10 protein-coding genes and 1 pseudogene are annotated in these 13,928 nt (G+C 41.8%); 3 read left to right on the top strand and 8 right to left on the bottom strand.

The window, feature by feature from the left end; genetic code table 11:
* Positions 1-35: 35 nt before the first annotated feature.
* The 5 genes from FY534_RS03170 to kdpF all read right to left on the bottom strand — a co-directional run bounded on the left by FY534_RS03170 (position 36) and on the right by kdpF (position 6,832).
* On the bottom strand, positions 36-2,294 hold the full coding sequence (locus FY534_RS03170) for a histidine kinase (RefSeq protein ID WP_203115185.1): 2,259 nt from the start codon (positions 2,292-2,294) through the stop codon (positions 36-38).
* 78 nt (positions 2,295-2,372) lie between these two features.
* Positions 2,373-2,900: a potassium-transporting ATPase subunit KdpC gene (gene kdpC, locus FY534_RS03165; RefSeq protein ID WP_238413639.1), complete on the bottom strand. Its 528-nt coding sequence runs from the start codon at positions 2,898-2,900 to the stop codon at positions 2,373-2,375.
* A 23-nt stretch (positions 2,901-2,923) separates the two neighbouring features.
* The gene (kdpB, locus tag FY534_RS03160) at positions 2,924-4,984 is read right to left on the bottom strand and encodes a potassium-transporting ATPase subunit KdpB (RefSeq protein ID WP_072873906.1); all 2,061 of its coding nucleotides are present in this window, start codon (positions 4,982-4,984) and stop codon (positions 2,924-2,926) included.
* A 25-nt stretch (positions 4,985-5,009) separates the two neighbouring features.
* On the bottom strand, positions 5,010-6,722 hold the full coding sequence (gene kdpA, locus FY534_RS03155) for a potassium-transporting ATPase subunit KdpA (protein ID WP_072873905.1): 1,713 nt from the start codon (positions 6,720-6,722) through the stop codon (positions 5,010-5,012).
* Positions 6,723-6,754: 32 nt separating this feature from the next.
* Entirely contained in the window at positions 6,755-6,832 is a 78-nt protein-coding gene (kdpF, locus tag FY534_RS14970; RefSeq protein ID WP_072873950.1) for a K(+)-transporting ATPase subunit F, read from the bottom strand.
* Positions 6,833-7,153: 321 nt separating this feature from the next.
* Between kdpF and FY534_RS03145 the strand changes: the two genes are divergently transcribed.
* Positions 7,154-8,788 carry an ATP-binding protein gene (locus tag FY534_RS03145; protein ID WP_203115184.1) on the top strand — a complete coding sequence of 545 codons (1,635 nt, stop codon included), beginning with the start codon at positions 7,154-7,156 and terminating at the stop codon, positions 8,786-8,788.
* Complete coding sequence (locus FY534_RS03140) at positions 8,785-9,483, top strand: response regulator (RefSeq protein WP_203115183.1); 699 nt, start codon at positions 8,785-8,787, stop codon at positions 9,481-9,483. The genes FY534_RS03145 and FY534_RS03140 overlap by 4 nt, the downstream gene beginning before the upstream one ends.
* A gap of 524 nt (positions 9,484-10,007) precedes the next feature.
* Here the strand turns inward: FY534_RS03140 and FY534_RS03135 are convergent.
* The 3 genes and pseudogenes from FY534_RS03135 to FY534_RS03125 all read right to left on the bottom strand — a co-directional run bounded on the left by FY534_RS03135 (position 10,008) and on the right by FY534_RS03125 (position 12,626).
* Entirely contained in the window at positions 10,008-10,199 is a 192-nt protein-coding gene (locus tag FY534_RS03135) for a hypothetical protein (protein ID WP_203115182.1), read from the bottom strand.
* Between the two features lie 810 nt (positions 10,200-11,009).
* Positions 11,010-11,551: pseudogene (locus FY534_RS03130) on the bottom strand (transposase); the annotation flags it as partial.
* Positions 11,552-11,600: 49 nt separating this feature from the next.
* Entirely contained in the window at positions 11,601-12,626 is a 1,026-nt protein-coding gene (locus tag FY534_RS03125) for an IS3 family transposase (RefSeq protein WP_129583619.1), read from the bottom strand.
* A gap of 24 nt (positions 12,627-12,650) precedes the next feature.
* Between FY534_RS03125 and FY534_RS03120 the strand changes: the two genes are divergently transcribed.
* On the top strand, positions 12,651-13,928 hold the full coding sequence (locus FY534_RS03120) for an IS110 family RNA-guided transposase (RefSeq protein ID WP_203114238.1): 1,278 nt from the start codon (positions 12,651-12,653) through the stop codon (positions 13,926-13,928).

Below are 13,928 nucleotides of genomic sequence, written 5' to 3'. Positions count from 1 at the left end.
AGTTCCTTTTCTCAGGGATAGAATTTGAGCAAAAATTATTTTTTTTCTGGAGCACCTTGTGTATAGGAAACAATATGTAAATCAACGAATTCAGCGTGATCGAGAATGTCATCAATAGGACTTCTTTTCCACCTTGCTAATCCATATTCACGGCGAATGGGTTGCCCCATAACCAATTGAGATACCCCTAATGCTTTGGCAATTTCCACAATAGTTGTGCCTACCTTTTTAGGTAGAGAATGTCGAATCAAAAACGTCGCAGAAAATTGTTCTGCCAGAGATTGAATGTTTTGAAAGTCTGCTTGTTCTTTGTCACTCAAGGTTTCACTCGTTTGAACTACAAGTACATATAATTTAGCTTCCAGCCTATCAGCAACTCTCCAGCCTCGTCGTATTAATTTTTCTGAATGTGAACGATAATTAACACAAACCAAAATACTTTCCGATTCCATTGCCCTGATTTGATGTCGATCTTGCTTCGCATGTAATTTCTGATCTACATCATCTGCTACTTCTAGTAAAGCTAGTTCACGTAATGCAGCCAAATTAGTAGATTGAAAAAAATGTTGTATAGCCGATTCAATTTTATCTATATGATAAATTCTTCCTTCCATTAATCTTTGTTGCAACGTTTCTGGTGTCACATCAATGAGCTTAATCTCTGTAGCTAATTTCATAAACCAATCAGGAATTCGTTCGCGTACCTTGACACCTGTGATATGTTCAACGCTATCTTTTAGACTTTCTAAATGTTGAATATTAACTGCTGTCACTACATCAATGCCGTGTTCGAGTATATAAAGTATATCCTGATATCTTTTTTTATGAATACTTCCAGGAATGTTTGAATGAGCAAGTTCATCAATTAAAACAATTTCCGGTCTTCTTTTTAATATGGCTTGTACATCTAACTCCGGATATCCTCGCCCCTCATAGCGAATAATTTGCTGAGGAATCACTTCCAAATTGCCGATTTGTTGGCGTGTATCCTCACGACCATGTGTTTCAATTAGTCCTATAACGACATCTTTATTTTTAGCTTTCCAGTCATGAGCATCTTGAAGCATCCGATACGTCTTGCCGACTCCCGGAGCGGCTCCAATATAAATCGTTAGGTTCCCGTATAAATTTCGAGAACGTGCAATTCGGTTACTCGCTGAATAACGCGCCGCTACTTCGCCAGGCGTTAAATCCCGCCATCCAACAATTCTCAAGTCTGTATATCGTAATTTACGAAGCAAATAGCGAACAGGTTGATGCCATTGCCACTGAAGAAGACGTTGTCTTGAGGGAGCCGGTTGCCCCAAAACGATTTGCGTAACCTTGTATCGATCCGCCATTTTTAAAATTACTTCCCCTATGGGACGATCATTTTTGGATTCAACCAACCATTCTGCACCATTTTCTTCGGCTAATTGCCGTATTTTCTCCATTTCTTTTTTTTCTTTGTCAGAAAGTAAATCTTCCGCTGTATCCGCAATCGCCAAGACATAGAAATCCGCCTTTAAGCGAATAGCCATTCTTTGTCCTCTTTGAATCAACAAAATAGCTCTTTGATAATGGCTGACACAAACCATAATGACCTCACGCACGCCAACTGGTCCGGGTATTTTCTGTCGTGAATAGGATTTCTCCAACCGTTCTTCCACATCATCAGCAACAGTTCGAAGTGCAAGTTCACGTAATCCAGATAAATTTTCTTTCTTAAAAAAATGCTGAAGAGCTTGCTGAATTTGATCTTTAGGATAGATACTGCCGTCACGTAAACGCTGTCGCAACGTTTCCGGCGTGACATCTATTAATGACACCTCTTCAGCTCGACGCACAAATGATTCCGGTATCAGTTCTCGTACCTTTATGCCGGTAATTTGTTCTGCTTCCTTATGTATTCCCTCAATATGTTGAACATTGACTGCAGTCAGGACAGAAATTCCGTTATCCAACAAAAATTCAACATCCTGATAACGCTTAGAAAAAATTGAACCTGGCGCATTACTGTGCGCCAGTTCATCAATAATGACAAACTCAGGTCTGCGCCTTAAAATCGCTTGTAAATCTACTTCTTTGTAGATAGATTGCCCTACCTTTATCTGTAGTGGAGGAATCATTTCTAATCCATCCAATTGTCGATAGGTTTCCTCTCTTTGATGTGTCTCAATGAATCCAATGACTACGTCATTTCCTCTTTCAAGTAAGAATTTAGCTTCTCGCAACATGGTGTATGTTTTACCAACCCCTGGAGCGGCTCCAATAAACAATTTAAGCACGCCTTTGCGAGTAACATCTTTTTGCATCCTAACACCTCGTCTTTAACTATGGATTTTACTCTTTTGAGTTTTGTAATTTCTTTTCAATAGCTAAATTTAATTGCATCACATTGAGCATAGGCACCCCCAAATACCGAATGTTGGATGGATGGTGTCCTTTTTTATTAATTGTTCTAACCAGTTCTTCGAAAGGCCAGTAGTTTGAGCGATCCGGCTAATTTGTAGTTGCGCATCTCGTAACGTAATATCCGGATCCAGGCCCGATGCTGAAGATTCCACCATACTTGTGGGTATCTCTTGAATAGGTATATTGGGATTTTGTTTCTCTATTTTTTGGATATTTTGTTGAATTTCTTTAAGTAATGCTGGATTCGTTGGACCCAAATTAGAACCTCCAGAGCCATCTGCATTATATTGCACTGCTGAAGGGCGAGGTTGAAACAGTCCTGGTTGATTTACTGCTTGTGCAATAAGCATAGAACCTACTTTATGATGATGGAATGTGACTAAACTTCCATTAGCTTGCCATGGAAAAAACCATTGCCCAATACCTAATACTGCTAAGGGATAGAAAATTCCTAAAATCACAGCAAACACTATCGTGAAGCGAATAGAACGAATAATATTGACCATCCTGGCACCCCTTTCTCGTCTTTTTAGGAAAACCAACCCGTTGCTGTCAATATCACATCAATGAGCTTAATGCCCGCAAAAGGAACTATGACCCCTCCCACTCCAAAAATGAGTAGATTACGAATCAACATCTGGGTAGCACTCATTGGGCGATACTTAACACCACGCATTGCAATTGGAATCAAAGCTGGTATCACCAACGCATTAAAGATAAGCGCAGAAAGAATAGCGCTTCTTGGACTAGAAAGGTGCATAATATTCAAAACTTGTAGTGAGGGAATCATCGTTACAAACATGGCAGGTATGATGGCAAAATATTTCGCTACATCATTAGCAATGGAGAAAGTGGTCAAAGCTCCACGCGTTATCAATAACTGTTTACCAATCGAAACTACTTCTATCAGCTTGGTCGGATCAGAGTCGAGATCGACCATATTTCCTGCCTCTTTAGCAGCTGCCGTACCAGTATTCATAGCTAGGCCCACATCCGCCTGAGCCAAGGCGGGCGCATCATTCGTACCATCTCCAGACATAGCCACCAATTTTCCCTGTTCTTGTTCTCGCTGGATTAACTGCATCTTATCCTCAGGCTTAGCTTCTGCTATAAAATCATCTACTCCAGCTTCTTTAGCAATGGTTGCGGCTGTCAACGGATTATCTCCCGTACACATAACTGTTTTAATCCCCATTTTGCGCAGCTCAGCAAATCGTTCGCGCATTCCCGGCTTAACAATATCTTTCAGATAAATCAAACCGTAAATTTCTTTATTCACCATGACTGCCAAAGGCGTACCGCCATCTTTGGCAATCAGTTCAGTGTAGTGATCCAAGTCTTCCGGGATTTCCCCGCCCTGTTCTTGAACATATCGTTTGATGGCATCTACTGCCCCTTTACGGATAATGAAGCCATTCTTAAGATTTAATCCGCTCATTCGTGTGTCCGCACTAAATTCAACATTCTCCGCATCAACATAATCCTCGCGACGCAATTGAATATCCATAGTTTGACCAAGCTCAACCACAGAACGACCTTCGGGCGTTTCATCAAACAAAGAAGATAGGACTGCTTGCTCGGCTAATTCCTTTTCTTCATGACCACCAACAGGAATAAACTCTGAAGCCAATCGATTACCTATTGTAATTGTTCCGGTTTTATCCAAAATCAACGTATTGACATCTCCGGCAGCTTCCACCGCTTTACCAGATTTGGCAATAACGTTAAAGCGAATCACGCGATCCATTCCAGCAATGCCAATAGCCGAGAGCAAAGCTCCTATGGTTGTGGGAATTAGGCAAACCAACAGAGCAATGAGCGTGGCAATGTTTAAGCTTTTCCCCAAATAATCAGCTACAGGGGGCAGACAAACAATAACAATGAGAAAAATGAGTGTTAACCCTGCCAACAACACAGATAACGCTAACTCGTTGGGAGTTTTTTGACGAGTTGCTCCTTCCACGAGTCCAATCATCTTATCCAAAAACGATTCTCCAGGATTGACAGTTATACGTATCAAAAACTCATCCGACAATAATTTAGTTCCACCTGTGACAGAACTAAAATCTCCACCAGCGCCACGTATCACTGGAGCAGACTCACCTGTAATGGCGGACTCATCAACACTCCCAATACCTTCCAAAACTTCACCATCGGCAGGGATAATCTCATTCGCTACAACTTTGACAATATCACCCTTTTTTAAACTACTGGCAGGGACTTGAGCAAATGTGCCATCTGGCTGCTGCAGGCGGGCTATAAGCTCTGTTTTGGTTTTACGCAGTGTCTCCGCTTGCGCCTTCCCTCTTCCTTCAGCAATTGCTTCCGCAAAATTACCGAATAGAATTGTAAAAAACAAAATTATTGTGACTGCCAAATTATATCCACGAGCTGATGCCACATGTCCCAAAGAAACTTTGGAAGAAAAGGCCCAAGGGTCTATAGTCAGCCAAAACGTAATCAACATGCCGATCTCGACTACAAACATGACAGGATTGCGAAATAATATTTTCGGATGGAATTTTTTGAAGGACTCCAGAAATGAACTTTTTAAAATTTCTGCTGAAAGCGTACCCTTTGTCACTGACATTCTATAACCCTCCTTCTGCTCATTTTTAGTGGACGATATGAGAAACCGTATGCATCATCTGTAACTGTTCGCCAATGGGTCCAATGGCTAAGAAGGGGAAAAATGTCAAAGCTCCAACAATTACAAATACTGCCACAAAGACACCTCCGAATGAAAAAGTGTCTGTTCTCAACGTACCTTCCGAAGCAGGGATAATAGGTTTAAGAATCATTGACCCAGCAATAGCAAACATCGCCAAAATGGATATATAACGTCCAAGCAACATGACGACTCCAAGCACCAGATTATAGAATTCCGTATTTCCGTTTAGCCCTGCAAAAGCCGATCCATTATTGGCTGCTGCCGAAGTGAATGCGTATAAGACTTCTGTAAATCCATGCAATCCTGGATTTAAAATAGACGCTCTGCCAACTTGGGTAGCTATAGCAATCGCTGTTGGAACAAGTATGACAAAGGGATGAACCAACATAGCGACTGTAGCCAATTTGACTTCCCGAGCTTCAATTTTCTTTCCAAAAATTTCTGGGGTTCGACCCACCATCAGTCCAGAAAGAAATACTGTAATGATTAAAAACATCAAAATATTTAAAAGACCTACTCCTTTACCGCCAAAAATGACGTTAAACATCATGAATAATAGAGGTACAAGTCCGCTGATGGGCATTAAACTGTCATGCATAGCGTTTACGGCACCCGTAGTATACGCGGTGGTTGCAGCTGTAAATAGACTGGTCAAAGGAATACCAAAGCGAACTTCTTTACCCTCCATATTGGGACCATGAATGCCAAACGCTTGATGAACTAAAGGATTACCAGCCGCTTCATTCCCATAAATAATAAAAGTACCTAACATCAGAATGGCTGTTAAAAAAACATAAAGGACTATAGCCTGCTTACGGTTTTTGAGAAATAGGCCAAGCGTCCATATCAAACCTGTTGCAGTAACTCCCATTGCCAAAATTTCCAGAACACACGTTAATGCTGTTGGATCTTCAAATGGATGAGCGGAATTGGCATTAAAAAAACCTCCTCCATTGGTCCCTAGCTGTTTAATGGCTTCCAAACTCGCCACGGGTCCTCTAGCAATTACCTGAACATCTCCCGATAATGTGTGTACAATAGCGGCCCCTTGTAAAGTTTCCGGAACGCCGAGAGCGACTAAAACGCAGGCCAGTAGAAAAGACATCGGTAGGAGCAACCGGGTATGAGCGCGAATAATATCCACCCAAAAATTACCTAAATTATCCGTTTTACTGCGAACGATTGCCCGAACAAATGCTATTGCCGCTACTAAGCCTGTAGCTGCTGAAGTGAACTGTAAAAAAGTAATACCTAGCATTTGTCCTAGGTAGGACATGGACGTCTCACCAGCATAATTTTGCCAGTTTGTATTGGTGATAAAACTGGCTGCTGTATTAAAAGCGAGAGCAGGAGACATTCCTGGAATTTTGTCTGGATTAAGAGGTAATCGACCTTGTAAGCGAAAAATAAGATAGGCAAACAACAGCATGACAAAATTCACCAACATTAAGGCACGGAGATATGCTTTCCAATCCATTGACACAGATGAATCAACGCCAATCAATCGATATAAGAACCGTTCCACTGGCATAAAAAGACGATCCATTCGACTGTGTTGTAAGGAAAAAATAGTATAGATATATCGACCTAACGGTATTCCAAATAAAAACATCAAAATCAGCACCAGTAAAATTTGTAGTATTCCTTCTACAGTCATTCCGTTCACCTCCTAAAGCCCTCTTTAACCTTTCAAAATTTTTCCGGGTGAAAAATAACGTATGTTAAATACCCCATAAGCAAAATGGCTAACGATAGCAGAAACCACATATTCGCAACTCCTTTGCTCTATGTCCTGTCAAACCAACGATAAACCAAAATAAAAAACGCAAAAATGGCACAAAACAATAAAATGGAAATTAAATCCCCCATTTCCGACCACCCTTCTAAAGCGTTTTTGCATCATTCCACTTTTTCACTCAATCTGTCGTTCGATTACAGACCTGAGTTTACGTGGCTTCTTCATCAATTTGGATGATAAATTTAGCTGTTAGACATAAAAAAAACGTAAAAATCGACTCTTTAAGATTCATTAGAGATATAACTAGAGAGGAAATTGTGGAACGATAAAAATTCGAGAGGGAAAGACGAATGAAAAGTTTCTCTCCTAAGTGGCAGATTTTAGACTCTACTCATAAAGGCAATCGAAAAAGTTATATAGCATTTATCAAAAAAATCCCGATCATCCGTTATCTAATCAGCAATAAAAATCGCTTGACAGCCTATACAGTTACGATTGGAATGAACGGGGTACTCACTTTACTTTTGTTTATCATCGGATTTACGTACGATCGCGTTAACATTGCCATGCTTTACCTTTTACCCGTTCTTATAGCATCGGTAACCTACGGACTGGGTCCTGGCATTCTGTCAGCATGCTTAGGCCTACTACTGTTTGATTTCTTTTTTATCCCTCCAATTTTCAGTTATTCCGTAAGTGATTTACGCTTTCTAGTATCTTTTGCAGTTTTTTTAACTGTTGCCATACTCACGGCTAGTTTAGCTTCACAGATGCGCAGACGTGCTGAAGAGGCCAAAAGACGAGAGGCAATCGCCAATACTTTATACTCATTAAGTCGTCAATTGGCAGCGAACAGTCAAATCGAGGCTATCATCAACCTCATTCTACAGTTTGTAGAAAATGCTTTTGATACTCAGGCCATGATTGCTTTATCTCAAGAAAAAGAGTTCAAATATTATTTTTCTACGACACATGACCAACAGGTCATGGCCAAAACCGACCAGTATATTCTAAAATGGGTATTTCGTCATGGACAAACAGCTGGTCTCGGGTCAAAAACTTACCAATCTGCTGCACTTTTATACATACCCCTTAAAGCGGATGAAAATAATTATGGTGTACTCTGTATCGGTGAACCGGGAAATTATACCATTTCAACTCATCGCGATCACATTGAGATTTTACACGCCATTGCTGGATTGGCCGCCATCTCTCTTGCACGTATTCACTATGAAGAGCAAGCCCAATTAGCTCATTTAGCTGCAGAGTCGGAACGTCTGCGGACAGCGCTTATCAACTCTATTTCACATGAGTTAAAAACCCCTCTGACCACCATTATTGGTGCATCAGGCGGCTTAATCGACTCATTTGACAAGCTGTCTATTGAAGATAGTTTGGAGCTGATATCTACTATTCGTGAAGGCGCCATGCGCATGAATCGTCTGGTCTCTAACTTAATCGGCATGATGAGAATTGAAAGCGGTATGATGCAGCTTAAACGAAGAGAAACGGATATTTTAGATATATTGGGAGTTGCCTTAGCGGATTTGAAAGAAATTCTTCAAACTCATCCCGTCCATATCTCAACAGTTGGCGATATTCCCGAAATGTATCTTGACGAATTGTTATTGGAACAAGTATTAGTCAACATTATCAGCAATGCTGCAAAGTATTCTGAACAAGATTCGCCTATTGATATTTCGATTCAAAAGGATGTTCAACATTTACATATAGAAGTGCGCGATTATGGTATAGGCATACCTGATGATGAAAAGCACTTGATTTTTAATAAATTTTATCGGGCTAGTAATACAACACATATTTCGGGAACAGGCCTAGGATTAGCAATCTGTCATTCTGTGATTGAAGCCCACGGTGGAAAGATTCGTGCTGAAAATGCATTTCCTCGTGGAACGCGTATAATAGTGCAACTGCCCATTCAATCTGTTCATTCCCAAAAAATTCGCAAGGATGATAAAAATTGAACCAGACTGGTGCTAAAATTTTAATCATTGATGATGAACCTGCTATCCAAAAACTATTGCGACTCACGTTAAAAGCCCACGGCTATCAAATTATAGAAGCTTCTAGTGGTGAAAAGGGCATGATGAATGCAGGCATGAATCGCCCAGATCTTATTATCCTTGATTTAGGGTTACCAGATATGTCAGGGCTTGAAGTATTAAAAAATCTACGTGAATGGACGCAGGTTCCGATTATTGTATTAACTGTTCAGGAAGATGAAAGAGATAAGGTAACTGCCCTCGATCTGGGTGCAGATGATTACATGGTTAAACCTTTCGGCATGAATGAGTTACTTGCTCGAATCCGTGTTGCTCTGCGCCATGCAAGTCAAACAGTCGATGAACCTGTAATTGAGTTGAAAGGGATTCGCATTGACTTTGTGCAAAGAAAAGTGGAACTGCATGGAAAAACTATAAAACTTACACCCATTGAGTACGATTTACTTAAAATTTTAATGCAAAATGCCGGTAAAGTAGTGACCCACAAGCAACTTTTAACACAAATATGGGGAAATGTTGACTACAATAATTCAACCCATTACTTACGAGTTTATATCGGTCATTTGCGAAAAAAAATAGAGACCGATTCTACTCAGCCTCTCTACATTGTCACAGAACCAGGAATTGGTTATCGTTTTGTAGCAGAACAAGACTAGTGTACAAGTTAATTTCTCTAGACAAAGCTCCCGTTGAAAATCAATTTCTACTTTTTGGAGTCCATATTTATCATCACTAGCATGAGTTATTTGCCACTTTTGAGATTATAACGAAGTTAAGAATCTCTCTATGTTCTTTCGTTTTCTCACCCATTCTCGCTCATTCGCAGTTTTTCATGTTTGACATGACGGACAGATGACACAGATGGAGCGGGAAGAGTCGTTGGATTTGCCATGTGGGTGTGCGAAAACAAGGGGTAAGCCCATGATTCCCAAATATGGTTTACCATTGGATGTCTACATACACCTTTGCGGCTTACCCTCTCATGTCTCTCAGGGTCTCTTCTGATCCCTTGTCGTTCCATCGTTCTGCCTGTCAAAGGGTGGATGCCGTATTCTGCTGACCGCTAATGCATTAAAGCTCGCAAACCATCTCTCTATATTAATGTATTAGCGGATTCAAGTCCTCCGAAGACATTCGCTCCTGTCGCCACACCCAAGAACCAATCGAATTATTGTTAGGGTCAATCCTTTTCAAACCCATAGTCCCGCTCAACTTTAGTCACTCTGGTTTTGTATCTTAAATACCATTGAGACTTCCCCGGTCTTTGGGCGATCAAATGCAGTTTATTCTCTTTCCAGTTTTGAATAGAATCATCAGATGTGAAAATCACTGCGAAATAAGGTGGTTTTGGTATTTGAGCGATTTCACTCACGATGACAACCTCATAAGAGCTTTTAGTGTTAGGCTGAAATATTTGACACAACGAATCGAGAATGTAAGAATAGGGAAATTCCAGGTGGGCTAAATGGAAAACAAATACAATAAAGAATTCAAACTTAATGCAGTTCGATTTGCTATGGAGAGTGATAAGCCGGCGAGCCAGGTAGTCCGGGAACTAGGTATGTTGTAAATGACTTTGTTTGGCTGAATGGCCAAGTATAAGGATGATCCTGCTTCCCCGTTCGTTGGCAACGGAAAACTCAACTCTGAGGCGAAGACCATGCGGGACCTGGAGCGGGCCTAGGAACTCCAGCGGCCGACAGGATCCTTATTGCAACATTCGGACGGTGAGAGCCCCCATACTCCTCTCATGACTACCGAGACAAGCTGCAATATTATGAGATGGTTGGTAGTATGAGTCGAAAAACAATTGCTAGGACAACGCATTCATCGAGTCCTTTCACAGTATCACCAAGTGTGAGCTCATACACATTAAGTTATACGCAACACGAAACGAGACATCTTTGAATATATAGAACTTTGGTATAATCGAAGAAGGATTAATTCCTCCAACGGCTACTTCACACCAGTATAATTTCAGGCTGCAAATTACTACTAGAAGGAAAGTAGCTAAGAGGCAGCTATGCTACCCACTAATAAATGGATGAATTTTGACACTTCAACCATTTGAGGTGTCTACTCTATCCTAAAATAAACGAGTACTAAGTCCCGAGAAGCGTATACAGAACTAGCCTCATCAGAGATGAGGATGTCTTTGGATAGTAATTCCATTTCAGTGTGATTAGGCGACTGGATGTACCATGACCTCGAGACCGAGTGTCTCTAGCTTACGGATGGCTTGTCTGACGACTGCATCTTTCTTACGAGTTTCATAATAGGTCGGCCCCAATTCAATGTAGGGTTGACGTCGCTTTAACATGTAATACACCATACTTAAGATGCTATGTGCCACCGCAATAGTCGCTCGGCTACTTCCTCTACGGGAAGTAATTCTATGGTGCTGGGCTGAGAGATACGTTTGTTTCGTTCTTGCTGCACGGGCCGCTTCCACTAGGGCTGTCCGAAGCTTTTGATTTCCCTTACGAGTTTTCCCTGACTTCCGTTTTCCTGCACTTTCGTTATTTCCTGGAGCCGCCCATGAACACAGATGAGCGGCGGATGAAATTGATTCATGTCTGTCCCGATTTCCGCAAGGATTTGCTCTGCTGTTCGTCGACCGACACCAGGGATGGTATCTATTAACTCCAAGTCTTCCTCAAAAGGGGTCATTCGCCTTTGAACCTCTTCATCGAGTCGGGTAATCTCTTCATCGAGATAATCGATCGGATTGACACCCGTAAGTTGGACATAGCTCTCTTTTTCTAGCGTTTTCTTAGACTTTCACATTTTCTTTCGGTTTTAATCCGGTATCACAATGCTTTTTGTGAAACTCGACCGGCGATAAGTAGTGCAGGCTGGAATGCATCCTTCTTTCATTGTAATATTCCATGAATGAAACTACTTCCCGATATGCCTGTGTATAACTCTCAAATTCAAAGCGAGAAAAACAGTCATCTTCCAGTATCCTGTGAAAAGATTCGATATGAGCATTCATATTTGGTGTCTTTGGCGGTATCCGCTCATGCTCCAGCCCAAGTTGTTCACATGTGGATTCAAACAGGTGACTGACAAACTGTGGCCCATTGTCGGAACGAATTACAGGCAACTCGGATTTCCCGTATAATTTTCGTTTCCAGAGCGCACTTTTCAGTGTATTTGCAGCATCTGTAGCCTCGCAGCGCAACCCAATATGGTAGTCCACAATTTGTCTGTCATACACATCAATATACGACAGCACGAAGAAGAATCGATCTTCACCCGTAATATAGCCATACTTAATATCCACTTCGAACAATTGATTCGGACCCGTGATATCTCGGTTTCTAGCCAATTTCCGAGGATGCTTTTCCTTCAATTTGCGTTGTGGCTTAAGGATCTTCAATTCCTTGCAAAGCCGATATACCTTTTTCTTGTTGATAACCAACTGGTACTTTCTCTTTAATAAATAGGTTAACTTGAGATATCCATAGGCAAAACCATCTCCTTCTATTTCATTCATAATCCATTCCTTGGCCTGCTCGTCACTTACCTTGCTGCCATCTTGTGTATAGGTATATTCGGTTACAGGACGCCCTCCAGCAGTCGTTCTCGGCTGTGGTTCATGTGTCTGCTGATAGTAATAGGTGGACCTAGAAACCCCCACGATGCGCAGCACGATGGTGACTGAATACCCGGCTGTGATCCACTTGTGTGCAATAGCTATTTTATCCGCAAACATTCCTGTAGAAGCTAAGAAATAGAGTTTGTAGAAATAATAACGCCCCGATACGATAAGTGTGTACTGGGTCGTAGCCCTCAATAACCCATCGTAGGAGGCGTTAATATGAAGTCTAGACTGGTTAAAGTGCAGAATCAACGCGTGGAACGAATTTCCACTACAACCCTTGTCATTGGTATCGACATCGCCAAGGAGAGACACGCTGCACAAGCTATTAACTTTAGAGGAATCGTCCTCAGCAACAAGCCTATTATATTCTCAAATGACCGCTCCGGTTTTGAGTATCTGGAACGAACAATTCGCAAGCTACAGACAACCCATGGCATGGACGACGTCATCATAGGTATGGAGAGCACCGGACATTACTGGTTTAACCTTGCTAACTGGCTTGTTAAACAAGGTATCGACGTTGTACTCGTGAATCCACTGACCACCAAAAGAAACAAGGAAAACAGAGATAATTCGCCTTCCAAAAATGACCCCAAGGATGCACTGGTCATTGCAGATGCCGTCAGTCGTGGATACTACGCCTCCTTTTCCCCAAAAGACGAAGCATTCCGGCGGATCCGAGTCGTCGTCACAAACAGGGAGCACTGGGTGATCGAACGTGGACGGATCGAAAACCGTATCCATCGTTGGCTGGATATTCGTTTCCCTGAGTATGGACAAGCATTTGAGGATATTTTCAGTGCTCGTTCCCTAGCGACATTGCGCCGGTTCTCGACGCCGTCTGACTTGCTACAGCTTACTCCAGAACGAATGATAGAAATCTGGGGAGAGTACATGTCGAGACCTGGTGGTTTGCGTGGAAAACGTAAGGCGATTGAACTTCTTGAGTTAGCCAGACACAGTGTTGGAGACACTTTCGCCCTGGAGGAAGACAAATGGGAACTAACACATTTGGTGGATGAGTACGAACGAATTCAGAGGATTGTTGAGGAAGCTGACGAGATGATTAAGAAGATGCTGCCCGAGATTCCTGGTTCAGAACTCGTTCTGTCCGTCGGGGTATCTGCTCCTGCAACGGCTGCCATTTTAGCCTTTGGCGGTGATTTAAGTAAGCTGTCTCATGGAAACCAGTTGCTGCGAAAAGCCGGTTTGAACCTCGCTGAGAAGAGTTCTGGTAAATACAAGGGGAAAATAAAGCTCACAAAGCGAGGCAATTCGCTACTACGCAAGCACCTCTACTTCACTGTGTTTCGCCTGCTGTCCCACAATTCTGCGTTTCAAGCCCTGCATACACACAACATTGAAGTGAAACGGATGACCAAGATGCAATCCATCATGAAATTAATCGGTAAACTGGCTCGAATGCTCGTCGCTATGGCCAGACAAGGGGAAGAATTCAGTTTAGATAAAGCCCAACTTACGTTAGCAGCTTAA

It is taken from the genome of Alicyclobacillus sp. TC (assembly GCF_016804365.1).
GTDB classification, from domain to species: domain Bacteria; phylum Bacillota; class Bacilli; order Alicyclobacillales; family Alicyclobacillaceae; genus Alicyclobacillus_I; species Alicyclobacillus_I tolerans.
The sequence above is the reverse complement of the archived record's forward strand: the minus strand, read 5'-3'. Positions and strand labels throughout refer to the sequence as shown.

Coding starts and splice junctions, on each gene's coding strand:
- FY534_RS03120 (WP_203114238.1), top strand. CDS start 12,651: ATGAAGTCTAGACTGGTTAAAGTGCAGAATCAACGCGTGGAACGAATT.
- kdpC (WP_238413639.1), bottom strand. CDS start 2,900: ATGGTCAATATTATTCGTTCTATTCGCTTCACGATAGTGTTTGCTGTG.
- FY534_RS03170 (WP_203115185.1), bottom strand. CDS start 2,294: ATGCAAAAAGATGTTACTCGCAAAGGCGTGCTTAAATTGTTTATTGGA.
- kdpF (WP_072873950.1), bottom strand. CDS start 6,832: ATGTGGTTTCTGCTATCGTTAGCCATTTTGCTTATGGGGTATTTAACA.
- kdpB (WP_072873906.1), bottom strand. CDS start 4,984: ATGTCAGTGACAAAGGGTACGCTTTCAGCAGAAATTTTAAAAAGTTCA.
- FY534_RS03145 (WP_203115184.1), top strand. CDS start 7,154: ATGAAAAGTTTCTCTCCTAAGTGGCAGATTTTAGACTCTACTCATAAA.
- kdpA (WP_072873905.1), bottom strand. CDS start 6,722: ATGACTGTAGAAGGAATACTACAAATTTTACTGGTGCTGATTTTGATG.